The following is a 22,978-nucleotide window of genomic DNA, read 5'->3' as shown; positions in this document are numbered from 1 at the left end:
ACGGGCCTTCGTCAGACGAGCCTGCGCGCCGGGCCGCCCTCCAGTGCCCGGGCCACCGTCCGCGCCAGTGCCGCCATGTCGCCCTCGGTGAGCGTCGAGACCGTCACCCGGACCGCCGGTCCGCTCTCCATCCGGAACCGCGCCCCCGGCGCGACCGCCCACCCGGCCTGGAGCAGCGCCGCGACCGCCCCGGTCTCGTCGGGCACCGGGATCCACACGTTGACCCCGCTGCGCCCGTGCGCCGGGACGCCGTGCCGCCGCAGTTCAGCGATCAGTGCCCGGCGCCGGCGACCGTAGGACCCGGCGACGGCGGCCCGGTCGACGGCCCCGCCGGTCCACAGTTCCACCACCGCCCGCTGCGTCACCCGGCTCACCCAGCCCGGCCCCAGCCGCTGGCGGCCGCGGACCCGGTCGACGGTGACCGCGTCCCCGGTCAGCACCGCGAGCCGCAGGTCGGGCCCGTACGCCTTGGCCGCCGAGCGGACGAACGCCCAGGAACGGGTGGCCCCGGCCAGCGGATGCAGCGGCAGGTCGACCATGCCGTACCCGTGGTCGTCCTCGATCAGCAGGGTCCCGGGGTGCAGGCCCAGCACCTCGCGCAGCGCCCCGGCCCGCGCGGCGCTCACCGCGGCCCCCGTGGGGTTCTGCGCCCGGTCGGTCACCACCAGCGCCCGGGCGCCGGCCTCCAGCGCCCGCGCCACGGCGTCCGGCAGCGGGCCCTCGTCGTCCACGCCGACGGGCACGACCCGCAGCCCGAGCGCCGGGACGAGGTCGAACACGCTGCCCCATCCCGGGTCCTCCACGGCGACCGCGTCACCGGGCCGGAGGTGGGCCCCCAGCACCCGTTCCATGGCGTCGAGCGCCCCGGAGGTGACGGCGAGGGGGCCGTCGGGCACTCCGTCGGCGTCGAGGTCCGCGCGGGCGATCCGCACCAGGTCCGGGTCGAGGGGGTGGTGCCCGTAGAGCACCGGCGCCGCGTCCGTCCGCGCGGCGGCCGCGGCGAAGGCGGGCGCCAGCGGGGGCAGCAGCGCCGTGTCGGGGTTGCCCTTGGAGACGTCGCGCACCCCGGCCGGCACCTGGACCCGGATCTCGTCACGTCCCGTGGTGGCGGGCCTCGGCCGCACCCTGCTGCCCTTGCGTCCCGCCGTCTCGATCACCCCGCGCTCGCGCAGGATCCGGTAGGCGGATGCGACGGTGTTCGGATTCACCCCCAGTTCCTCCGCCAACTCCCGCATGGGAGGCAGCTGTTGCCCCGGTTCGAGCATCCCGGCGCTCACCGCGCCCTCCACGTCGGCGGCAATCTCTGTGGCGCGACGTCCCGTGATCCGATAATCTCCTAGCACAAACATTATTATGCACTAATACAATGGAGAACGCCATGCAGGGGGCCCAGTACACGGCTACCGAGCGCACCGTCCCGACCCGTTCGGCGCAGCGCGCCTCGTACGACAAGGACGTCGTGCACTCGATCCTCGACGAAGGGTGGGTCTGCCACCTGGGCTTCGTCCGCGACGGCGCCCCGATCGTGCTGCCGACCATCTACGCGCGGGTCGGCGAGCGCCTCTACCTCCACGGCTCCACCGGCTCGCGTCCGATGCGGATGGCGGGCGCCGAGGAGCCGGGCATGCAGGTCTGTGTGACCGTCACCCACGTCGACGGCGTGGTGCTGGCCCGCTCGGCCTTCCACCACTCGGTCAACTACCGCTCGGTCGTGGTGCTGGGCACGGCGTACCAGGTCACCGACCCCGAGGAGCGGAGCGCGGCGCTGGACGCCCTGGTCGACCACGTGGTCCCGGGCCGGTCGCGGGAGTGCCGCCCGGCCGACCGCAAGGAACTGGCCGCCACGGCGGTGGTGCGGCTGGATCTGACCGAGGTCTCCGCCAAGATCCGCACCGGCGGCGTCAACGACGAGCCCGAGGACCTGGCGCTCCCCCACTGGGCCGGCGTCCTCCCCCTGCGCAAGGGCTACGAGGCCCCGCTCCCGGACGCCCACCTCGCTCCCGGCACGGAGGTCCCGCCGCACATCGCGGCCGTCCTCGGATGACGGCGGCGCGGCCGTGACGGGCGCGGCGCCGGCGCACACCGCGGGGGCCGCGCCCGCCACGGCCGCCGCGCGGGACTCCCCGCCGCGGCGACGGCGCCCGGCCCGCGTCAGACCTCGTTGCGCTCCCCGGCCCGCGCCACGGGGTCGACGGCGTGGGCGACCGTCGCGCCGCCTCCGGCCACCGGCTCCGGAGCGGCCGCGGCCGGTGTCGAGGACTGGGCGACCAGCGCCCCCACGAGCACCAGCACACCGCCCGCGAGCTGCACCGCCCCCAGGTGCTCCCCGAGCAGCAGCCAGGCCGCCGCCGCTGCCACCACGGCCTCGGCGCAGGCGACCACGCCCGCGACGGCCGGCGACAGCCTCCGCACCGACACCACACCGGTGACGTACGCCAGGACGGTCGCGACCAGCACGATCCACGCCAGCAGCACCCAGGCCCGCACCGGGGTGCCGTCCATGCCGACGGTCCCCGCCAGCACGGCCCAGTCCATGCCCCACGGCCGCGCCACCACGGTCATCGCCAGGCAGCCGACCAGCAGGCCGAAGGCGATCACGCCCAGCGGGTCGGGCGCCTCCCGGCCGCCGTCGGAGCCGTGATCGGCCAGCACGAAGTAGGCGACCTGGCAGCAGGCCGCGGCGAGGGCCAGCAGCACCCCCAGGGGGTCGAAGGCCAGCCCCGACCAGAACTCGACCACGCACGCCAGCCCGGTCACCGCGAGCACCACGCCCAGCGCCGCCGCGCGGGTGACCGGCCGGCGCTGCACGAACCGCACCCAGCCCAGCACCAGGGCGGGCGCCAGGTACTCGACCAGCAGGGCGACGCCGACCGGGATCCGGGAGATGGCCGCGAAGTAGGCGGCCTGGACGCCCGCCACCGCGAACAGGCCGAACCCGAGGAGCACCAGCGGCCTGCGCCGCACCAGTCCACGGTGGCGCCACGCCACCGGGAGCAGCACCAGCGCCGCTCCGGTGATCCGCAGCCAGACCACCTCCAGCGGGTCGAGCCCCGCTTCGATCAGCGGCTTGGCCGCCACACCCGATCCACCGAACGCCACCGCGGAGAGGACTGCGAGAGCGAGTCCCGCACCCTTCCCGGAACGCTCCACGCCTGTCCCTGAGTCACGCACGCAGTCATGATGACAGCACCCGACAGGACCGTCATCCCGGGTAGCTGCTGTCTCATTCCCCGGACCCGCGCACTCCCGGCCGGCCGCGGTCCACCGGCCCGCGATTGGCCTTGTCCCGGGCCGGACACGGCCCGCTAACGTCCTGTCATGCGTATCCGACTCGTCGACGCCTTCACCGACCGCCCGTTCAGCGGCAACCCCGCGGGCGTCCTGCTCCTGGACGCCTTCCCCGACGACGCCTGGCTGCAGAACGTGGCCCTGGAGATGAACCAGGCGGAGACCGCCTTCGCCCACCCGCTGCCCGGCGGCGGCGAGGCGGACTGGGCCCTGCGCTGGTTCACCCCGGCCGCCGAGGTGAACCTCTGCGGCCACGCAACCCTCGCCACCGCCCACGTCCTGAGCACCACCGGCGCCCACCGGGGCCCGGTCCGCTTCGCCACCCGCAGCGGGGTGCTCGTGGCCACGCCGGCCGGGGACGGCTCGATCACCCTGGACTTCCCCACCGCCCCGCTGACCGCCGTGGAGGCCCCGCCGGGGCTCGCCGAGGCCCTGGGCACCGAGCCGCTCACCGTCCTGGACACCGGGCCGAACGTGGGAGACCTGCTGGTGGAGGTCGCCGACGAGGAGACCGTGCGCGGCCTGTCGCCCGATCTCAAGGCGCTGGCCACCTGCTCGGAGCGCGGCGTCATCGCCACCGCGCGCCCCACCGACCCCGCCGCCGGTCACGACTTCGTCTCCCGCTGCTTCTTCCCCCGGGTGGGCATCGACGAGGACCCGGTGACCGGCAGCGCCCACACGGCGCTGGCCCCGTTCTGGTCCGCGCGCCTGGGCGGCACCGCCCTCACCGGCCTGCAGGCGTCGCCGCGTTCGGGCCTGGTCCGCACCGAGCTCCGCGGCGAACGCACCCTGCTGACCGGCCGGGCGGTCACCGTCGTCGAGGGTGACCTGCTGGCGCTGCCGGAGTGAGCGGCCGGAGGTGACCGGGGATCAGGGCGCGGTGGGCAGCCAGTCGACCCGTCCGGCGAGCAGCGCGTAGCCCACGAACGCGCCGACGTCGAGCAGGGTGTGGGCCGCCACCAGCGGCCCCACCCGGCCCCACCGCCGGTACAGCAGCACGAACACGACGCCCATCACCAGGTTGCCGACGAATCCGCCGATGCCCTGGTAGAGGTGGTAGGTGCCGCGCAGCACCGAACTGGCGGCGAGTGCGGCGCCGGGGCTCCAGCCGAGCCCGCCCAGCCGGTGCAGCAGGTAGCCGAGGACGATGACCTCCTCGACCACCGCGTTCTGCGCGGCGGAGAGGATCAGCACCGGGAACTTCCACCACACGTCCGGCAGCGCCTCGGGCACCACGGTGAGGTTGAACCCGAGACCGCGGGCCGCGAGGTAGAAGGCGATGCCGGTGCTGCCGATCACCGCGGCGACGGCGGCGCCCCGGCCGAGGTCCGACCAGGGCCGGGTCCGGTCGAACCCGAGCGTCCGCAGGCCCCCGCCCTCACGCGTGAGGAAGTGCGCGACCAGCAGCACGGGGACGAGTGCGGAGGCGATCCCGAAGAGCTGCCAGGCGAGGTCCAGCCAGGGCCGCCCCGGAGCGGCCGAGGCGTTCAGGGTGGCCGCCTGGTCCTTGAGGCCGCCGGGCCGCGTCAACGACCCCGTGAAACTGATGACCGCCGCCACGGCGCTGGCGCCCAGCGACAGGGCGAGCACCAGCAGCGTCTCGTCCCGCAGCGTCCGCCGCGACACCACCTCGGACCCCAACCCCGTCACCCACGCCTCCGTCGGACCGCACCACCGGCCCCACAGCTTGCCAGAGCGGGCCCCGGGCGGGCACTCCCGGGCCCGGTCCCCCGGTGGGGACGGCGGCCCCTATCGCCTCCCGGACGCGGGCAGGCCGGCGGGCCAGGTGTGCACGGGGTCCCCCCGCCACTGGAGCTCCGCGTACCGCCGCGTGGTAGCGGCCAGTGCCTCCTGCCGCGACATGCCCCGCTCCAGCGCGGTGTGGAACGCCGCCGCCTGCCAGGACGCCCCGTTCACCCGCCTGCGGCACCGCTCCTCGATCACCCCGAGGTACAGCTCGCGGTCGGCCGGCTCGATGCCCCACGCCTCGAGCCCGGCGTGGGCCAGCGGCAGCAGTTCGTCGAGCACCAGCGTCACCGCCTCGACCTGCTGCGTGCCGCCCAGCCGCCCGCGGCGCGGCCACTCCAGCCGCGCGTCGATCCCGTACCGGCACGCGGTCTCGAAGTTGGCGGCCGCCGCCTCGAACGGCAGCCGCGTCCACACCGGCCGCGCCTCCTCCGCCAGCGCCCGCACCAGTCCGTAGTAGAACGCGGCGTTGGCCACCACGTCGATCACCGTCGGTCCGGCCGGCAGCACCCGGTTCTCCACCCGCAGGTGCGCGGTGCCGTCGGCGACGTCGTACACCGGGCGGTTCCACCGGTACACGGTGCCGTTGTGCAGCACCATCTCGGCGAGCTTGGGCGTGCCCCCGGCGTCGAGCACCTCCATCGGGTCCTCGTCGTCCATGATCGGCAGCAGCGCCGGGAAGTACGTCAGGTTCTCCTCGAACAGGTCGACCGCCGAGGACACCCACCGCTCGCCGAACCACGTCCGCGGCCGGACGCCCTGCGCCTGAAGCTCCGGCGGCCGGGTGTCCGTGGACTGCTGGAACAGCGGCGGCCGCGACTCCCGCCACAGCTCCTTGCCGAACAGGAAGGGGGAGTTGGCACCCACCGCGATCTGCGCCGCCGAGACGGCCTGCGCCGCGTTCCACACGTCCGGGAACCGCTCGGGCGTGACCTGCAGGTGCAGCTGCACGGAGGTGCAGGCCGCCTCCGGCGTGATCGACCGCGCGGTGGTGGTGAGCCGCTCGACGCCGTCGATCTCCAGCGTGAAGTCCTCGCCGCGCGCGGAGACGATCTGGTCGTTCAGCAGCGTGTAGCGGTCGACGTCGGAAATGTTGGCGGAGATCAGATCGTCCCGCTCGAGCGTCGGCAGGATGCCGATCATCACGATCCCGGCGTCGACCTCCCCGGCCTTTCGGTGGGCATATGCCAATGACGTCCGCAGCTCCTCCGCGAGCTGGTCGAATACCTGCCCGCCGAGCCGGTGCGGTTCGATGTTGACCTCGAGGTTGAACATCGCCAGCTCGGTCTGGAAATCACGGCTCGCGATCCGTTCCAGCACTTCCGCATTCATCATTCGCGGCATGCCGTCGGAGCCCGCGAGATTCAGCTCGATCTCCAGACCCATGAGATTCTTCGGCCGGTCGAACTGCCTCTCCTTCAGCAACCGCTCAAGACCCGCCAGGCACCGCTGGAGCTTGTCCCGGTAGCGCTGGCGGTCGGACAGGTCGAACGACCCTGCCTCGACCTTCTCCCCCATCGCCGCGTCCTCCTCGGATGGGTCGGCCGCCTCTGCGGCCGGTGTCCGTCTGTCTGTCGCCCGGGTCCCTCGCCCGGTCCGCAACTGATGATGCCCGCCCTGGACGATCGATAACGTCCCCGCGAGGACCCGCCGACCGTTAGGCTGACCTCCAGCGCCATTCGGCACATTCGCACGGCATGACCAAGGGCGCGGATTGACGGACCTCGAGGGGTATCCAAAACGGCGGTCGAATCCGGCCGACCCCGTCTCGGACATATCCCGAGGTCACCCACCCGGAGCACCCGGGAAATCGGGAGATAACGCGTCGAAATTACGGCGGGAAGAAACCTTGCCGTTCACATGGAAAACAGCTAGCGGAAACACTCCGTGAACACGGGTCGTATAAACTGCGCAAACGAGGCGGAGAAGCGCGTGCGCCCACAGCCGTGCGCCCCGTCACCCTGGTGACATCGGGCCGGACCCGGTCCGAGCGACGCGACCGGCCCGGCAACGGCTCTCCGACCCCCTCGAGCTGACAGCAGACAGCGCCCACCCTCACCCGCGCGCCACCGCGCCTGTCGAAAGAGAGGCGACCCACCATGCCGCTGCATGTCCCGCCGGCACCTCCCGCCGCCCTGCGCACCGTCCTGGCGGCCCTCGGCACCCCCGCCGCGGTCCGTCACGCGCACACACCGTCCCTGCGCAGCGCCCAGGGACCCCTCAACCCCGAACTGCCGCTTCCGGTCCACGTCCTGGACCGCATCACCGCTGAAGGGGTGCCCGTCACCCGGCTCGCCGGCTGGCGTTTCCTGATCCGTGCCGGCGACCACGCGGTGGCCGCCGCCGAAACCGCGCAGACCGCGGAGGGCTGGGCGTTCTCGCACTTCTTCGAGGGCCCGTACGTCACCTCGACCGAACGCGCCCTGCGTCAGGCCGAGGAGGCGCCGCAGCCCTACCAGCCGCGCCTGCTCTCGGTGCCGGGCCTGTACATGCTGACCCTCTGGCTGCACGCGGACGTCGCCGCGGACGCCTCGGCGGGCCTGCCGGATCCGATGGACCTGCTGATCCCGCTGGCGCCGGCCCCGCCGGGCATCGCCAGCCACCGCCCGCACCGCGTCGAGGAGCTGCTGCCGCTGCTCACCCGACGGGTCGGTCCGGCCACCCCGCCGCCGACCGCCCTGAGCCCGGCCGCCTGACCGGCTCGGGCCGCGTTCCACCGCGCCCCCACGGCCCGTCGCCGTGGGGGCGCGGCGCGCTCCTGGCCCGAAAGGACCAGGGCGAACCACCCGGAAGATCAGGGCACTTGGGGCGAACCGCTCGCAAGGGTGACGCGTCCTGAACCGTTGAGGGGGCGTACCGCGAAAACCCTGCGGAACGGCTCCCGTGAGCGCAAAACTTGTCCGCACGACGTCACCACGGGGGGAGCGGCCATGTACAGCCGCGACACGAAAGCCGAAGCGTCCATCACAGAACGAGAGAACCCGACCATGTGCCAGCACCAGCCGCCGTGCCCGACAGCCGACTCCGCCGACAGGGAATCCGCCCGCCTCGTGGCGCACCACCCCGAGCAGGGCTGGAGCCTCCTGTGCAACGGGGTCGTGCTGTTCGAGGACACCGGGGAGATCCTCCCCGACGGCCGCGTCATCGCCCCGCACCGGTTCACCACCGCCGTCTGAGAGAACGCCACAGGGGCCGGCCACAGCGCCCGAGCGCTGTCACCGGCCCCGATCACCGCGCGCGGCGCGGCGGGCGGCCGACGCCGGTCAGTCGTCGTACGCGTCCAGCGGCGGGCAGGAGCAGACCAGGTTCCGGTCGCCGAAGGCCTGGTCGATACGCCGCACCGGCGGCCAGTACTTGTCCGTCACCGAAACGCCGCCCGGGAACACCGCCGTCTCCCGCGGGTAGGCGTGCGTCCACTCGCCGGCCAGCGCGCCGGCCGTGTGCGGCGCGTTGCCCAGCGGGTTGTCGTCGGCCGGCCACTCGCCGGACCCGACCTTCTCGATCTCCGCGCGTATGGCGATCATCGCCTCGACGAACCGGTCCAGCTCCACCAGGTCCTCGGACTCGGTCGGCTCGATCATCAGGGTGCCGGCGACGGGGAACGACATCGTCGGGGCGTGGAACCCGTAGTCGATGAGGCGCTTGGCCACGTCGTCGACGCTGACGCCGGTGGCCTTGGTCAGCGGACGCAGGTCGATGATGCACTCGTGCGCCACCAGCCCGCCGGGGCCCGTGTACAGCACCGGGTAGTGCGGCTCCAGCCGCTTGGCGACGTAGTTGGCCGCCAGGACCGCCACCTGGGTGGCGCGCTTGAGGCCCTCGCCACCCATCAGGCGGACGTACGCCCAGGAGATCGGCAGGATGCCCGCGGAACCGAACGGGGCCGCCGAGATCGGGCCGACGCCCGTCTCCGGACCGGCGGCCGGCTGGAGCGGGTGGTTGGGCAGGTAGGGCGCCAGGTGCGAGCGCACGGCCACCGGGCCGACGCCCGGACCGCCGCCGCCGTGCGGGATGCAGAAGGTCTTGTGCAGGTTGAGGTGCGAGACGTCGCCGCCGAAGTGACCCGGCTTGGCCAGCCCCACCAGCGCGTTCAGGTTGGCCCCGTCGACGTAGACCTGGCCGCCGGCCTCGTGGACCTGTGCGCAGATGTCGGCGACGTGCTCCTCGAAGACGCCGTGCGTCGACGGGTAGGTGATCATCAGCACCGACAGCTCGTCGCGGTGCTTCTCGATCTTCGCCCGCAGGTCCTCGACGTCGATCTCGCCGTCGTCGGCGGTCTTCACGACGACGACCTTCATGCCCGCCATGACCGCGCTGGCCGCGTTGGTGCCGTGCGCGGAGGACGGGATCAGGCAGACGGTGCGGTCCAGGTCGCCGTTGGCCCGGTGGTAGCCGCGGACCGCGAGGAGTCCGGCCAGCTCGCCCTGGGAGCCGGCGTTGGGCTGCAGCGAGACCTTGTCGTAGCCGGTGACCTCGGCGAGGCGGTCCTCCAGCTCGTGGATGAGCGACAGGTAGCCCTCGGCCTGCTCGGCCGGCGCGAAGGGGTGCAGCGCGCCGAACTCGGGCCAGGTGACCGGCTCCATCTCGGTGGTCGCGTTGAGCTTCATGGTGCAGGAGCCCAGCGGGATCATGCCGCGGTCCAGCGCGTAGTCGCGGTCGGAGAGCCGGCGCAGGTAGCGCAGCATGGCCGTCTCGGAGCGGTGCTGGTGGAACACCGGGTGGGTCAGGTAGGCGTCGGTGCGCAGCAGGTCCGCGGGCAGGCCGTCGGCGGCCGTGCCGTCCAGCGCCTCGACGTCGCCCTCGACGCCGAAGGCGGCCCAGACCTTCTCCAGCTGCTTGCGGCCGGTGGTCTCGTCGCAGGCGGCCGAGACGTGGTCGGCGTCGACCAGGCGGAGGTTGACGCCGAGCGCGCGGGCCGCGGCGACGACCTCGGCGGCACGCCCCTCGACCCGCGCGGTGACGGTGTCGAACCAGGCGCCGTTGACGATCTCCACCCCGCCGGCCCTCAGGCCCGCGGCGAGGATGTCGGCGTACCGGTGGGTGCGCTCGGCGATGCCCTTGAGCCCGTCGGGGCCGTGGTAGACGGCGTACATGCCGGCCATCACGGCGAGCAGGACCTGCGCGGTGCAGATGTTGCTGGTGGCCTTCTCCCGGCGGATGTGCTGCTCACGGGTCTGCAGCGCCAGGCGGTAGGCCTTGTTGCCGTCCGCGTCCTGCGAGACGCCGACCAGGCGGCCGGGCAGGTTGCGGGCGAACTGCTCGCGCACCGCCATGTATCCGGCGTGCGGACCGCCGAAGCCCATCGGGACGCCGAACCGCTGGGTGGTACCGACCGCGATGTCCGCGCCGAGCTCACCGGGGGAGGTCAGCAGGGTCAGCGCCAGGAGGTCGGCCGCGACGGTGACGACCGCGCCCAGCTCATGGGCCTGGTCGATCACCGGCTTGATGTCGCGCACGGCCCCGGAGGCGCCCGGGTACTGGAGCAGCACGCCGTTGATGTCACGCTCGGCGATCGCGGCGGGGATGCCCTGCGAGAGGTCGGCGACGACGACCTCGACGCCGGTCGGCTCGGCGCGGGTCTCGATGACGGCGATGGTCTGCGGCAGCGCGTCCGCGTCGACCAGGAACAGCCCGTTCTTCTTCTTGCCGACGCGCCGGGAGAGCGCCATCGCCTCGGCGGCCGCGGTGCCCTCGTCGAGCAGCGAGGCGCCGGAGGTCGGGAGACCGGTCAGGTCGGCGACGACCGTCTGGAAGTTCAGCAGCGCCTCGAGCCGCCCCTGCGAGATCTCCGGCTGGTACGGCGTGTACGCCGTGTACCAGGCCGGGTTCTCCATCACGTTGCGGAGGATCACCGGAGGCGTGAAGGTGCCGTAGTAGCCGAGGCCGATCATCGGGTCGAGGACCTGGTTGCGGTCGGCCAGCTCGCGCAGCTCGGCGAGCACCTCGGCCTCGGTGCGCGCGCCCGGGAGGTCGAGGGCGTCGGCGTTCTTGATCACGTCGGGGACCGCGGCGGCGGTCAGCTCGTCGAGCGAGCCGTAGCCGACCTGCGCGAGCATCTTCGCCCGGGCGCCCTCGTCGGGTCCGATGTGGCGCTGCTCGAAGGGGATGCCCTGCTCCAGTGCGGAGAGCGGGGTGCGAGGGGCGGTCATAGGCGGAGGCCTCCTGGTCTTGCGCGACCTTAAGGGGCACCACGGCGGTGGGGTGCCCGTCGGCCTCCCCCTCTGTCATCACGACCTGAGAGCTTCACCGGCCGCCCGAGGACGCCCGGCTTTCACCGTCGGTGAGAGCGGCGGACGTCCGGGGTCACCGGCGCCGCTCTGCTTTCCAGAGTGACCTCGTCCGCGCGGTACAGGGGCCTGAGAGATTCCGGGGAGGAGTTGCTCCTTCGGCGCCTCCGAACGTTCTCGGAGGACTCTCCCGCGCGGGGTCAGCAGCCACTGACCAGCCTACCAGCGAGGCCCTCGGCAAGGCCGTCGAGTGGCCGCCGCCCGGAAAGTGCACTTTGGTGGTGCCGACGGCTGTGCTGCGACCCGTGCCGCGACCAGAAGGAGGGAACGTGCAGACCGACATCGATCCCCGGAACCTGATCGGCCGCAAGGCGTACGACTGCGACGGCAACCGCATCGGCACCGTCGACGAGGTCTACCTCGACGACGCCACCGGTTCCCCCGAATGGGCGGCCGTGCGGACCGGACTCTTCGGCCGCGACGTGTTCGTCCCGTTGGAGACCAGCGAGCTGGTCGACGGCTCCCTCCGCGTCCCCTACGGCCGCGCCCACATCAAGGACGCCCCCGGCTACGGCGTCGGCCGCCACCTCTCCCCCGAACAGGAACTCTCCCTCTACCGCCACTACGGCTTCGACGTCGAACCCCCGGCTCCGCTCCCCGACCGCGGCTTCGGCCGCCTGGCGGACCCGGAGGAGATCTGACCCCGCGACGGGGCGCCCCGGACGATGTCCGGGGCGCGTCCGGGAAGGGTGCGGACCCCGGGCACGACGCAACGTCCCCGGCGGCCGGCGAAGCCCGCCCGTGGGTGGCGTCCTCCCGAAGCACGCGCCGACGGAACGCCCGCAGACAGCCTCACGGCCGCGCTCGGCACCCCTTGCCCCGGGCCACGAGCGGGCCGCCACACGCGACCCCCACCGGCCTCGGGCACCACCCGCGACCAGAGCCCCAGCCGCCGGCCGTCACGCCCCCGGCCGCCGCCCGGCCCCGTGGGGACCGGTAGCGGTCGGACGCGGAGCGCCCGGGGATCGGGACCGTCGGGCTGGTGGCCGGCCGGGAGCGCGCGACCACCAGCGAGACCGACGCCGCGGCGCACAGCACCAGCTCACCGGTGCGCGCCTCCCTCGGACGCCCGTCCGGGGCTGGGCGCTGGGCACGGCGCTGCTGCCGGCCGCGGTCCTCGTGGTGCTGGTCGTGGGGACCAGCACACACGTCCGCAGGCAGCCTCACGTCCGCGGACGGCACCCGGGCCCCGGCCACGACCGGGCCGCCGCACGTGCTCCCCTCGGACACGGAACCGCCGGCACGGCCCCGGCGGCCGCCGACCGATCACGCCGCCGGCCGCCGGGGCCCACTCCCCCTCGGCCCGGGGCCCACGGGCCTCACCGGTCCGACGGACACGGGGCCGGCGGGGCCCACGGGGCCGGCGGACGTCACGGGCGCCGCGGACGTGACCAGCGGCAAGGGTTCCGCCGGCTCCAGTTCGGGGTCGTCGACGGAGAACGTCCGCACCCGCCCCGGGGCCGGCGACTCCGGCGTCTCGAACCGCACCGTGACCCGCCCGACCCCGCTTCCCTGCACCCACCCGTGCCCGAACACCGCGTGCCGCACGTCGTGTCCGGCGGTCCACCTCCGCACCGGTCGCTCCACCGACGGCTCCCGCCCCGGTATCGACCGGTCGGCGACGTCGTCCTCCTCGCCCGGCTCCTCCTCCCCCGCGTGCGCGGCCTGGGCGAACAGGTCCTCCTGGGTGAAGTCGGCCAGCCCGGACACGCCGACCCCGAGCAGCCGCACGCCACCCGTCGTGTCGACCACCTCCAGCAGCCGCGCCGCCGCCTCCCGGACCACCGCCGGATCGTCCGTCGGACCGCGCAGCGTCTCGGACCGCGTCAGCGTGGAGAAGTCGTACCGGCGCACCTTCAGGTGGATGGTCCGTCCCGCGTGCCCGCCGGCCCGCAGTCTGCGCACGCACCGGTCGGCCAGCCGCCGCACCTCCAGCCTGATCCGCACCCGGTCGTGGATGTCGACGTCGTAGGTGTCCTCCACCGACACCGACTTGGTCTCCCGCTCCGCCACCACGGGGCGTTCGTCGCGGGCCAGCGCCATCGCGTAGAGCGCCTGTCCGTGGGCCCTGCCCACCAGCCGCACCAGTTCGTCCTCACCGGCCTCGGCCAGCTCCCCGACGGTGGCGATCCCGGCGCGGCGCAGGTGGTCGCCGGTCGCGGGCCCCACACCCGGCAGGGTCCGCACCGGCATCGGCGCCAGCAGCTCCCGCTCGGTCCCCGGGTCGATCAGCACCAGGCCGTCCGGTTTGGCCTCCTCGGAGGCGATCTTCGCCAGCATCTTGGACGCCGCCAGGCCGACCGACCCGGTGAGCCCGGTGGCGGCGCGGATGTCCGCGCGCAGCCGCTCGCCGACGCGCCGCGCGGCGTCCGGGTCCCGGGCCACCCCGCCGGCCTCCAGGTCGACGAAGGCCTCGTCCAGGCTGAGCGGCTCCACCAGCGGCGACAGGGCGCGCAGCAGCGCCATCACCTGGTCGCTGACGGAGCGGTAGAGCGAGAAGCGCGGCGCCAGGTACGCGGCGTGCGGGGCCAGCCGCCGCGCCTGCCCCATGGGCATCGCGGACCGCACACCGAAGACGCGTGCCTCGTACGAGGCGGTGGCCACGACACCGCGCGGGCCCAGTCCGCCGACCACCACCGCCTTGCCGCGCAGGCTCGGCTTGGACGCCTGTTCCGCCGCGGCGAAGAAGGCGTCCATGTCGAGATGGAGAATCGTCGGCGCGGACCTCACACCACCGATGGTGCCGCACACCACCGACACTCCGGCCCGCGGCCGGGCCTCAGACCGCCCGGTTGCTCCGCCTGCGGGCCAGTTCGTCCGCCGGGTTGTGCCCGATCAGCGTCTCGCCGGTGTCCACGCGCTCGCCGTGCAGCTGGGAGAGCGCCTTCTCCACGTCACGCCACACCACTCCGACGGCGATGCCGAAGATGCCCTGCCCCCCTTGGAGCAGGGCATGCACCTCGTCCGGCGAGGAGCACTCGTAGACCGTGGCCCCGTCGCACATCAGGGTCATCCCCTCCAGGTCGCGGAACCCCTGCTCGCGCAGGTGCTGGACCGTGGTGCGGATGTTCTGCAGCGAGACCCCGGTGTCGAGGAAGCGCTTGACGATCTTCAGGACGACGACGTCCCGGAAGCTGTAGAGCCGCTGGGTCCCCGATCCGTGGGCGGGCCGCACGCTCGGCTCGACCAGTCCCGTACGCGCCCAGTAGTCCAGCTGGCGGTAGGTGATCCCGGCCGCGGCACAGGCCGTGGGCCCGCGGTAGCCGACCTGTTCGGACGTCGTCTGCGCCCCGCCGTGGCCACCCGCACCGGTCGCCGAGCGCTGCGGCGCGTAACCGGCCGTGTTGCCGTGGGGCCGATACGAACCGCTGTCGCCCGGGACACGTCCCGGTGCACCGGCCGTATCGTCGCCGCTCATTCTCACGCCGACCTCCGTCCTAGACCTGCCTTCCAGACGGTAGGCAGTCGTCAGGGGTGCGTCAACGATCGCCACACTCGGCACGCCGAGTGATAATCACCCTGCGAGTGGTTTTTCGTGCCCCGTCGCGGGGAAAGGCTAGCCGAATGCGCCCGGCGCGGACGGCAGGACGGCTGCAGTGACACCGGCAATTGCCGACGCGCCGGCCGCGAACGGCCGGCGCGTCATCGGACTGCCTGGGAACCGGACCCTACGGCGGGTCACTGATTGCTGGTGCCGAAGTCCTCGGGAGAGATCTGGTCGAGGAACTCGCGGAACTTCTCCACCTCGTCCTCCTGCTCGTCCGGAATCGCGATCCCCGCGTCGTCGAGCACCCCGTCACTGCCGTAGATCGGCGTGCCGGTGCGCAGGGCGAGGGCTATGGCGTCGGACGGGCGGGCGCTGACCTCCACGCCGCTGGCGAAGACCAGCTCGGCGAAGAAGACGCCCTCACGCAGGTCGGTGATCCGCACCTCGCTGAGCTCCTGGCCCACCGCCTCCAGCACGTCCTTGAACAGGTCGTGCGTCAGCGGCCGTGCGGGCACCATGCCCTGCTGGGCGAATGCGATGGCCGTCGCCTCTCCCGGACCGATCCAGATGGGAAGGTAGCGGTCGCCTCCCACTTCGCGCAGGAGCACGATCGGCTGGTTGGAGGGCATTTCGACCCGGACACCTACGACATCGAGCTCGTTCACACAGCAACCCTAGGCCGTGCTCGCACGGTTTGGGTAGTCGGGCAGGGCATGGGTGGATTCCGGGAGGTCAGGACAGGCGCACGCCGAGGGCGGTCTGCAGCAGCGCGGAGTGCAGGCGCGTGGTCAGTCCCGCCAGCTCCCGTGTCCGGACCCGCGCGTGCTCCCTGGTGTCCGGATTGGGGTGCCGCTTCAGCGGGGCGACGACCTGGTCCACCAGACCGGCGTCGCGGTCCGCCGCGGTCTTCATGGCCCGCAGGTGGCGCGGCTCGATCCCGAAGCGGGCCATCTCACCGAGCAGGGTGGCCACCGTGACCGCGGCCGCGTCGTATCCGCCCTCGGGCAGCGGCTCGATCAGCCCGAACGCCTCCCAGGCCTCCAGCTGCTCCTCGCCGCTGCCGGCCGCCGCCAGGAGTTCGTCACGCCCAACACGGACCGCTGTGGCGCCGTCCGCCTCGGACTCCGGCACCAGGTCCTGCGCCGGGTCGTCCGCTCCGGCCGGACCGGAGAACCCGTCCTCGGACTCTCCCGTGGGCCCCGGCTCGCCGCCCACTGCGTCCTGGCCCGGCCGGACGCCCTCCAGGACGTCCAGCCGCTCCCGGATGACCTTCAGCGGCAGATAGCCGTCCCGCTGCATCCTCAGCACCCGGGCCAGCCGCTCGACGTCCCCGGCACTGAACTTCCGGTACCCCGACGGGGTGCGCCGGGGCTCGACCAGCCCCTCCGACTCCAGGAACCGGATCTTGGAGATGGTTACCTCGGGGAACTCGTCGCGCAGCAGGCTCAGCACCGTGCCGATGCTCATCAGCCGGCTGTCCGCGGTGGCGGCGCCGGTTCCGGCGCCGCCACTCGGTGGTTCAAGCATGGACCTTCCCTGGGGTTGCCCCCGGACGAGTCCGGAGGGTCAGACGCCCCGCTGGCTCGCGTAGAAGACCAGGCGGTACTTGCCGATCTGGACCTCGTCACCGTTGGCCAGAGCGACCTGTTCGATGCGCTCACGGTTCACGTACGTGCCGTTGAGGCTGCCCACGTCCGCCACCGTGAAGATGCCGTTCGCGTCGCGGCGGAACTCCACATGGCTGCGGGAGACCGTCACGTCGTCCAGGAAGATGTCGCTCTGCGGATGACGACCCGCCGTCGTCAGCTCGGCGTCCAGCAGGAAACGGCTGCCGGAGTTGGGGCCGCGCCGCACCACCAGGAGGGCCGAACCGGCAGGCAGCGCCTCGACCGCGGCCTGCGCCTCGGGCGACAGGGCCGGGACCTGCGTCTGACCGGTGGCCTCCGGGTCGTACGACTCGATGCCGGAGATGGAGATCGTCGAGGTCGTCTCGGAGGGACGCTCCGGGACACCGGCCCGGAGCGGAGCTCCGCAGTGCGAGCAGAAGCGGCTGTTCTCCGCATTGCGGTTGCCGCACCGCGTACACACCAGGGCCGACATGGACGGATCCTTCTGCTGCGGCTGCCCCGCCGCTGAGGTCGACGGGTCCCCGAAACCTATGCGGCCCGCCTGGGCAGGGTCAACGGCCGACGCGCCGTGACCACCGGAATTGCCACCCTCCGGACCAGCGACCTGGTCCCGGTAGAGCGGACGGTTCTGGGCGTCGGAACCATCGCGATGGCGGGCCGTCTCGCTGCCGCCCTCTCGCGCACTCTTGCCGAACAACTTCGCAAACAACTTCACGGGCGATTCCCCTTGACCGAAACAGACCCGCCCGTGGGGCAGGACGAACCCTGACTGCACCGACCGGCCGACCCGGACATCTTCACAACGTCCGTCTCCGCCATACAGTTTCCACCACACACCACTTCTATGGCGCGCCGACCCCCCGCAATCCGGCACTCCGTCGGAAGGGCGCCTGACAAGCCCCGCCTCACCGGGCCGACGACCGAGCGTAGTCAGGCCGCTTCGCCCCTCGCAAGGCGTCCACGACGATCTTCGTACCACGCTCCACGACGACGGTGGCCTGCTCCTTCTCCAGAGTCTGCACCACCCCTCCCGGGATGTTCAGCGCGGGCTCCAGATCCTGCGGCTTGCCGATGACCTTGAAACGATACGGAGCGGCGATCTTGTTCCCGTCCACCGACACTCCGGCGTCTCCGTCCGTCCGCTCCGTCAGATAGGTGCCGGCGACCACGCGGATCCCGTTGAGCTGGATGGCCTCCGCGCCCGCCGCCCGCAGTTCCTGGACGGCGTCGAGCAGCTGGTCGGCGCCGACCGCGTCCTGCGAGTCCTGGACCGTCACGGTGATCCCCGGGCCCTCGGCCGCGACCGTACCGGCCAGCACGCCGAGCTGCCGCTCCTTGGCCAGCGTCTGACGGCGGGCCTCCTCGGCCTGGTCGGAGCTGTTCTCCAGCTCCGACCGCTGGCTCTCCAGGCTCTGCTGCTCCTCCTCGAGCCGCGCCGTGCGGTCGTCGAGCTCGTCGAGGATGCGCACCAGGTCCTCCTGCCGGGCGCCCCGGAGCGCGGTGTCGCCCTCGCTGTGCGAGGCGACCTGCACGGCCAGCCCGAACCCGAGCCCGAAGAGCAGCAGGGCGACGATCAGCTGGGCTCGGCTCACCCTGGGCGGCCAGAGGCTCTGTGCGAGCCTCTGACGCCCTGTCAGCGCCGTCGGAGCCTTCTCCTCCGTCTCGCCCGCCGGAGCGGCCGAGGCGGGCCTCTCCTCCGGCAGCTCCTTGCGCAGCCGGTTGTCCGGCCTTCCTGGGCCGTCCTGCGGTCCCGGGTTCCCCTGGTGCCTCTCCTCGTTCATCGCCTCACGCCCTGAAGACGTGCCGGCGGATGGCCGCGGCGTTGGAGAAGATCCGGATGCCCAGGACGACGACCACGCCGGTGGACAGCTGGGCGCCGACTCCGAGCTCGTCGCCGAGGAAGACGATCAGCGCGGCGACGACGACGTTCGACAGGAACGACACCACGAAGACCTTGTCGTCGAAGATGCCGTCCAGCATGGCCCGCAGTCCGCCGAACACGGCGTCGAGCGCCGCGACCACGGCGATCGGAAGGTACGGCTCCACAGCCACCGGGACCTCGGGCCGGACCAGCAGGCCCACCACGACTCCCACGACCAGGCCCAGTACGGCGATCACGATGTGCCCTTCCCGCTGTCCGGCTGTTCAGCCTCAGCTGGTTCCGATGTCTGTGCCGGCTCGGCCGTGCGCAGGATCACGCTGGGGGCGGCGGGCAGCCGCAGGTCCTGCTCGACCGAGATGGCCGTGCGGATGCCGTAGTTCTCCTGCAGCGCGTAGAGGTAGAGCCCGTCCGCGCTGTCCTGGAACCGGGTGCTGAGCCGCTTCCCGTCCCCCACCGCGAGCACCGTGTACGGCGGTGCCAGCGGCTTGTTGTCGACCAGTATCGCGTCACCCGCCGCCCGGATGGCGGACAGGGCGGTCAGGCGCCGGCCGTTGACGGAGACGGCCTCGGCACCCGACTCCCACAGGCCGTTGACGACCCGCTGGAGGTCCCGGTCGCGCACCCGGCCGGTGTCGGAGAACCCGCTCGAGCCGCGCTGCTCGCCGTCGGCCCCCGTGCCCGAGCCCTCCGCGTCGTCGACGACCAGCTTGACCCCCGGCCCGTGCACGGCCACGGCGCCGGACAGGACCTGCAGCGTCTCCAGCTCGTCGCCGCCGCCCCCGTGCTCGCGCAGCGCCTCACGCTGGCGCTCCCCGACCTCGGCCCGGAGCTGGTCGACACTGCCCTCGAGCTCGTCGGCGCGCTCGGTCTGCCGCTCGATCCTGTCGATCAGTTCCTCGCGCTCCCGGGCGACCACCGGGGCGTCCTCGCGGGCCTGCGCCGCACCGAGGGTGACCACCAGGGCGGCCAGGACGAGCCCGCCGGCCAGACCCAGCTTCGCCTTGAGCGTCTTCGGCATGCCGCCGTCCTCACCGCGCTTGCGCGCGGCCGCCTCGGCGTAGCCGTCGTCGAGGCTGTGGTCCATGACGTTGGTGAGCAGCGACATGGAGGCGTCCGGGCGCGGAGGGCGATCGGGAGTGCTCCGAACGGGGGGCTGCTGCGGCATGCCGCACATCGTCGCATGCCACGACCCTGTACCACGAACGGCCCCATCGGCGTGCCGGGCGGACCCCGCCGCGGGGTCCGCCCGGCCTGTCCGGCAGGGGCGGGGCTCAGTGCCCGGCGCCCTCCACCACGGTGCTCCACTCGTCGAGGAGCGCCTGCGCCGAGGCGTCGTCGGGGCCTTCCGCCCACAGGTGGGTGACCGCCTCGGCGGGGTCGGGCAGCACCAGCACCCAGCGTCCGTCGGCCTCCACGACGCGCACGCCGTCGGTGGTGTCGACGAACCGGTCCCCGGCGGCCTCCACCACCCGGCGCATCACCAGGCCCTTCACCGCCCACGGAGTGGCCAGGTCCCGCTTGAGCACATGGGCGCGCGGAATCCGCGCGTCGATCTGGCTCAGGGTGAGCTGGGTCCGGGCCACCAGGCCGATCAGGCGCACGAAGGCGGCCGTGCCGTCGAAGACGCCGCTGAACTCGGGGACGATGAAGCCGCCCAGGCCGTCGCCGCCGAAGATGGTCGACTCCTCGCGCCCCACCCGGGTGAGGTCGTCGGGAGAGGTGGTCGTCCACTCGACCTGCGTGCCGTGGTACGCCGCGACCTGCTCGGCGATGCGGGTAGTGGTCACCGGGAGCGCCACCCGGCCGCTGCGGCGCTCGGCCGCGACCAGGTCCAGCATCACGAGCAGCGCCCGGTCGTCCTCGACGATGCGGCCCCGCTCGTCGACGAGCGACAGCCGCTCACCGACCGGGTCGAAGCGCACGCCGAAGGCGGCGCCCGACGAGGCGACGATCTCGCCGAGCCGCACGAGCCCGGCCCGCCGCATCTCCAGGGTCTCCGTCGGCCGGGCTTCGTCCAGACCCGGGTTGATGGTCAGCGAGTCGACCCCGAGCTTGCCGAGCAGGCTGGGCAGCACCAGTCCCGCACTGCCGTTGGACGCGTCCACCACGACCTTCAGTCCGGCGTCCGCGATGCCGCTGGTGTCGACGTTGCGCAGCAGCGAGCCCGTGTAGGAGTCGAAGGTGCTGGACGGGAAGTGCAGGTCGCCGATCTCGCCGGGGAAGGCGCGCCGGTACTCCTGCCGTGCGAAGACCCGGTCCAGCTTCCGCTGCCCGGCCTGCGACAGGTCGGCGCCCTGGCTGTCGAAGAACATGATGTCCACGGAGTCCGGCACGCCGGGCGTGGTCCGGATCATGATGCCGCCCGCGCTTCCGCGCGCGGTCTGCTGCCGGGCCACCGGCAGCGGCACGTTCTCCAGGTCGCGCACGTCGATCGCGCTGGCCTGCAGTGCCGAGATGACGGCCCTCTTCAAGGCCCGGGCGCCTCGCGAGTGGTCGCGCGCGGTGGTGACCGTGGCGCCCTTCTTCAAGGTCGTCGCGTACGCGCCGGCCAGCCGCACGGCGAGTTCCGGCGTGATCTCGACGTTGAGGATGCCGGAGACGCCTCGCGCGCCGAAGAGATGCGCCTGGCCTCTGGACTCCCAGATCACCGAGGTGTTGACGAAGGCGCCCGCCTCGATGGTCTTGAACGGGTAGACCCGCACATTGCCCTGCACGATCGATTCTTCACCGATCAGGCACTCGTCACCGATGACGGCGCCGTCCTCGATACGAGCGGCCCGCATGATGTCGGTGTTCTTGCCGACCACACAGCCGCGCAGATTGCTGTGCGGCCCGACGTACACGTTGTCGTGGACGACGGCCTTGTGCAGAAAGGCGCCGCTCTTGACGACCACGTTGGAACCGATCACGGTGTGCTCGCGCAGTTCCGCGCCGGCCTCCACCTTGGCGTAGTCGCCGATGTAGGCGGGCCCGCGCAGGACGGCGTCGGGGTGCACCTCGGCACCCTCGGCGACCCACACCCCGGGCGAGATCTCGAAGCCGTCGATGTCGACGTGGACCTTGCCCTCGAGGACGTCGGCCTGTGCCTTCACATAGCTCTCGTGGGTGCCCACGTCCTCCCAGTAGCCCTCGGCGACATAGCCGTAGATCGGCCGGCCTTCCTTCATGAGCTGCGGGAAGACGTCACCCGACCAGTCCACGGGGACGTCGGGCTGGACGTACTTGAAGACCTCGGGCTCCATCACGTAGATGCCCGTGTTGACGGTGTCGGAGAAGACCTGGCCCCAGGTCGGCTTCTCCAGGAAGCGCTCGACCTTGCCCTCGTCGTCGACGATCGTGATACCGAACTCCAGCGGATTCGGCACACGCGTCAGGCAGACGGTGACGAGGGCGCCCTTCTCCTTGTGGAAATTGATCAGCTCGGTCAGATCGAAGTCGGTCAGGGCGTCACCGGAGATCACGAGGAAGGCGTCGTCCTTGAGTGCCTCCTCGGCGTTCTTGACGCTTCCCGCGGTGCCGAGCGGCTTCTCCTCGTTGGCATAGGTGAGCTCCATACCGAGCTCTTCGCCGTCACCGAAGTAGTTCTTGACCAAAGAGGCCAAGAACTGGACGGTGACCACGGTTTCGTTGAGCCCATGCCTTTTCAGCAGCCTCAGGACGTGCTCCATGATCGGCCGGTTGGCAACCGGCAGGAGCGGCTTGGGCATGCTCGAGGTCATGGGGCGAAGGCGGGTGCCTTCGCCTCCGGCCATCACGACGGCCTTCATGTCGGAAGCGTCCTCCTCTGACAGGCGACGGTGAGACCGACAGCCTCCGCACGAATCGTCCCGTATGTTCCGGACACGGGCCATCCGGCCCCGAAGGGCCACTCATCGGCGAGTCAGTCGGCAGTGGCCATGGTGTCCGCGCGAACAAGGCGTCGGACCTGAACCACGTAGAGGACTCCTGCCCACCAGTAGAGGGTTGTACCCCACCCAGCGAACGCCCAACCGAAAATCGCCGCCAATGAGGCCAGCCAGCCGCTGCCGTCGCTCAGCAGAAGTAGCGGGAAGGCGTACATCAGGTTGAACGTCGCCGCCTTGCCGAGGAAGTTCACCTGCGGCGGCGGATAACCGTGCCGGCGGAGGATCGCCACCATCACCAGGAGAACGGCTTCACGCGCCAGCAGCACGATCGTCAGCCAGAGCGGAAGGATTTCCCGCCACGTCAGACCGAGCAGGGTGGAGAGGATGTACAGCCTGTCCGCCGCCGGATCCAGTAGCCGGCCGAGGCTGCTGATCTGGTTCCAGCGTCGCGCGAGCTTTCCGTCCAGATAGTCGGTGACACCGCTCAGCGCCAGGACCAGCAGGGCCCAGCCGTCACTCTTGGGGCCGCCGAACTCGGGCCGCAGAATGAGCCACAGGAACAGGGGCACGCCGAGAAGCCTCGCCATGCTGAGGATATTGGGGATGGTGAGTACCCGGTCCGTCTGGACGCGGGTCTCCTGGACCTCCACCCGGGGGCCTCCTGTGGGATACGTGTCAATGGTGCGATCGAACCTTACCGCCAGGGCCGACGCCCGGATGCGGAGGGGTCCGCCCCGAAGGCCGGAGCTCCCCATGAAACAGAAAGCCCCCGCACCATAGGTGCGGGGGCTTTCCCAAAATTTGTTCGGCGGCGT

20 protein-coding genes and 2 riboswitches are annotated in these 22,978 nt (G+C 72.3%); of the genes, 5 read left to right on the top strand and 15 right to left on the bottom strand.

Features of this window, described 5'->3' with window-relative positions; genetic code table 11:
* Positions 1-11: 11 nt before the first annotated feature.
* Entirely contained in the window at positions 12-1,343 is a 1,332-nt protein-coding gene (locus GBN72_RS13610; RefSeq protein ID WP_151772055.1) for an aminotransferase class I/II-fold pyridoxal phosphate-dependent enzyme, read from the bottom strand.
* Between the two features lie 23 nt (positions 1,344-1,366).
* Between GBN72_RS13610 and GBN72_RS13605 the strand changes: the two genes are divergently transcribed.
* Positions 1,367-2,044: a pyridoxamine 5'-phosphate oxidase family protein gene (locus tag GBN72_RS13605; RefSeq protein WP_151772054.1), complete on the top strand. Its 678-nt coding sequence runs from the start codon at positions 1,367-1,369 to the stop codon at positions 2,042-2,044.
* Positions 2,045-2,151: 107 nt separating this feature from the next.
* Here the strand turns inward: GBN72_RS13605 and GBN72_RS13600 are convergent, their stop codons facing one another.
* Positions 2,152-3,171, bottom strand: a complete 1,020-nt coding sequence (locus GBN72_RS13600) for an EamA family transporter (RefSeq protein WP_246212477.1) — start codon at positions 3,169-3,171, stop codon at positions 2,152-2,154.
* 147 nt (positions 3,172-3,318) lie between these two features.
* Between GBN72_RS13600 and GBN72_RS13595 the strand changes: the two genes are divergently transcribed.
* Positions 3,319-4,137: a PhzF family phenazine biosynthesis protein gene (locus tag GBN72_RS13595; RefSeq protein WP_151772053.1), complete on the top strand. Its 819-nt coding sequence runs from the start codon at positions 3,319-3,321 to the stop codon at positions 4,135-4,137.
* A 21-nt stretch (positions 4,138-4,158) separates the two neighbouring features.
* Here the strand turns inward: GBN72_RS13595 and GBN72_RS13590 are convergent, their stop codons facing one another.
* Together GBN72_RS13590 and GBN72_RS13585 are read right to left on the bottom strand one after the other, a co-directional pair.
* Positions 4,159-4,938: a CPBP family intramembrane glutamic endopeptidase gene (locus tag GBN72_RS13590; RefSeq protein ID WP_151772052.1), complete on the bottom strand. Its 780-nt coding sequence runs from the start codon at positions 4,936-4,938 to the stop codon at positions 4,159-4,161.
* 99 nt (positions 4,939-5,037) lie between these two features.
* Positions 5,038-6,552: a glutamate-cysteine ligase family protein gene (locus GBN72_RS13585; protein ID WP_151772051.1), complete on the bottom strand. Its 1,515-nt coding sequence runs from the start codon at positions 6,550-6,552 to the stop codon at positions 5,038-5,040.
* 581 nt (positions 6,553-7,133) lie between these two features.
* Between GBN72_RS13585 and GBN72_RS13580 the strand changes: the two genes are divergently transcribed.
* Together GBN72_RS13580 and GBN72_RS13575 are read left to right on the top strand one after the other, a co-directional pair.
* Positions 7,134-7,730, top strand: coding sequence for a hypothetical protein (locus GBN72_RS13580; protein WP_151772050.1), 597 nt, complete (start codon positions 7,134-7,136; stop codon positions 7,728-7,730).
* A 291-nt stretch (positions 7,731-8,021) separates the two neighbouring features.
* Complete coding sequence (locus GBN72_RS13575) at positions 8,022-8,210, top strand: DUF5999 family protein (RefSeq protein WP_151772049.1); 189 nt, start codon at positions 8,022-8,024, stop codon at positions 8,208-8,210.
* 87 nt (positions 8,211-8,297) lie between these two features.
* Here the strand turns inward: GBN72_RS13575 and gcvP are convergent, their stop codons facing one another.
* Positions 8,298-11,183, bottom strand: a complete 2,886-nt coding sequence (gcvP, locus tag GBN72_RS13570) for an aminomethyl-transferring glycine dehydrogenase (RefSeq protein ID WP_151772048.1) — start codon at positions 11,181-11,183, stop codon at positions 8,298-8,300.
* A 62-nt stretch (positions 11,184-11,245) separates the two neighbouring features.
* Positions 11,246-11,368: riboswitch (glycine riboswitch) on the bottom strand.
* Positions 11,369-11,464: riboswitch (glycine riboswitch) on the bottom strand. It lies immediately after the preceding riboswitch.
* A 126-nt stretch (positions 11,465-11,590) separates the two neighbouring features.
* Here gcvP and GBN72_RS13565 point away from each other — a divergent pair.
* Complete coding sequence (locus GBN72_RS13565) at positions 11,591-11,962, top strand: PRC-barrel domain-containing protein (RefSeq protein WP_151772047.1); 372 nt, start codon at positions 11,591-11,593, stop codon at positions 11,960-11,962.
* Between the two features lie 625 nt (positions 11,963-12,587).
* Here GBN72_RS13565 and GBN72_RS13555 read toward each other — a convergent pair.
* The 10 genes from GBN72_RS13555 to clsA form a co-directional block, all read right to left on the bottom strand.
* The gene (locus GBN72_RS13555) at positions 12,588-14,051 is read right to left on the bottom strand and encodes a DNA polymerase IV (RefSeq protein WP_151772045.1); all 1,464 of its coding nucleotides are present in this window, start codon (positions 14,049-14,051) and stop codon (positions 12,588-12,590) included.
* Positions 14,052-14,100: 49 nt separating this feature from the next.
* Entirely contained in the window at positions 14,101-14,745 is a 645-nt protein-coding gene (locus GBN72_RS13550; RefSeq protein WP_151772044.1) for a MerR family transcriptional regulator, read from the bottom strand.
* A 254-nt stretch (positions 14,746-14,999) separates the two neighbouring features.
* The gene (locus GBN72_RS13545; protein ID WP_151772043.1) at positions 15,000-15,473 is read right to left on the bottom strand and encodes a bifunctional nuclease family protein; all 474 of its coding nucleotides are present in this window, start codon (positions 15,471-15,473) and stop codon (positions 15,000-15,002) included.
* 67 nt (positions 15,474-15,540) lie between these two features.
* A complete protein-coding gene (gene ftsR, locus GBN72_RS13540; protein ID WP_151772042.1) occupies positions 15,541-16,335 on the bottom strand; it encodes a transcriptional regulator FtsR in 795 nt (264 codons plus the stop codon).
* Between the two features lie 39 nt (positions 16,336-16,374).
* Positions 16,375-17,259: a zinc-ribbon and FHA domain-containing protein gene (locus GBN72_RS13535; RefSeq protein ID WP_180220491.1), complete on the bottom strand. Its 885-nt coding sequence runs from the start codon at positions 17,257-17,259 to the stop codon at positions 16,375-16,377.
* An 82-nt stretch (positions 17,260-17,341) separates the two neighbouring features.
* Positions 17,342-18,217, bottom strand: coding sequence for a DUF881 domain-containing protein (locus GBN72_RS13530; RefSeq protein ID WP_151772040.1), 876 nt, complete (start codon positions 18,215-18,217; stop codon positions 17,342-17,344).
* A 4-nt stretch (positions 18,218-18,221) separates the two neighbouring features.
* On the bottom strand, positions 18,222-18,554 hold the full coding sequence (locus GBN72_RS13525) for a small basic family protein (RefSeq protein ID WP_108956887.1): 333 nt from the start codon (positions 18,552-18,554) through the stop codon (positions 18,222-18,224).
* On the bottom strand, positions 18,551-19,492 hold the full coding sequence (locus GBN72_RS13520) for a DUF881 domain-containing protein (protein ID WP_151772039.1): 942 nt from the start codon (positions 19,490-19,492) through the stop codon (positions 18,551-18,553). The genes GBN72_RS13525 and GBN72_RS13520 overlap by 4 nt, the downstream gene beginning before the upstream one ends.
* A 97-nt stretch (positions 19,493-19,589) precedes the next feature.
* Positions 19,590-22,085 carry a mannose-1-phosphate guanyltransferase gene (locus GBN72_RS13515; protein ID WP_151772038.1) on the bottom strand — a complete coding sequence of 832 codons (2,496 nt, stop codon included), beginning with the start codon at positions 22,083-22,085 and terminating at the stop codon, positions 19,590-19,592.
* Between the two features lie 113 nt (positions 22,086-22,198).
* Positions 22,199-22,813, bottom strand: a complete 615-nt coding sequence (gene clsA, locus GBN72_RS13510) for a cardiolipin synthase ClsA (protein WP_151772037.1) — start codon at positions 22,811-22,813, stop codon at positions 22,199-22,201.
* Positions 22,814-22,978: the final 165 nt, after the last annotated feature.

Origin of the sequence: Streptomyces abyssomicinicus (assembly GCF_008974245.1) — a bacterium.
Classification (GTDB): Bacteria; Actinomycetota; Actinomycetes; order Streptomycetales; family Streptomycetaceae; genus Streptomyces; species Streptomyces abyssomicinicus.
The sequence above is the reverse complement of the archived record's forward strand: the minus strand, read 5'-3'. Positions and strand labels throughout refer to the sequence as shown.

Bases quoted from the DNA above. Each gene is read 5' to 3' on its own strand.
- GBN72_RS13585 (WP_151772051.1), bottom strand. From the start codon at position 6,552: ATGGGGGAGAAGGTCGAGGCAGGGTCGTTCGACCTGTCCGACCGCCAG.
- GBN72_RS13605 (WP_151772054.1), top strand. From the start codon at position 1,367: ATGGAGAACGCCATGCAGGGGGCCCAGTACACGGCTACCGAGCGCACC.
- ftsR (WP_151772042.1), bottom strand. From the start codon at position 16,335: ATGCTTGAACCACCGAGTGGCGGCGCCGGAACCGGCGCCGCCACCGCG.
- GBN72_RS13515 (WP_151772038.1), bottom strand. From the start codon at position 22,085: ATGAAGGCCGTCGTGATGGCCGGAGGCGAAGGCACCCGCCTTCGCCCC.
- GBN72_RS13520 (WP_151772039.1), bottom strand. From the start codon at position 19,492: ATGTGCGGCATGCCGCAGCAGCCCCCCGTTCGGAGCACTCCCGATCGC.
- GBN72_RS13595 (WP_151772053.1), top strand. From the start codon at position 3,319: ATGCGTATCCGACTCGTCGACGCCTTCACCGACCGCCCGTTCAGCGGC.
- GBN72_RS13575 (WP_151772049.1), top strand. From the start codon at position 8,022: ATGTGCCAGCACCAGCCGCCGTGCCCGACAGCCGACTCCGCCGACAGG.
- GBN72_RS13580 (WP_151772050.1), top strand. From the start codon at position 7,134: ATGCCGCTGCATGTCCCGCCGGCACCTCCCGCCGCCCTGCGCACCGTC.
- gcvP (WP_151772048.1), bottom strand. From the start codon at position 11,183: ATGACCGCCCCTCGCACCCCGCTCTCCGCACTGGAGCAGGGCATCCCC.
- GBN72_RS13530 (WP_151772040.1), bottom strand. From the start codon at position 18,217: ATGAACGAGGAGAGGCACCAGGGGAACCCGGGACCGCAGGACGGCCCA.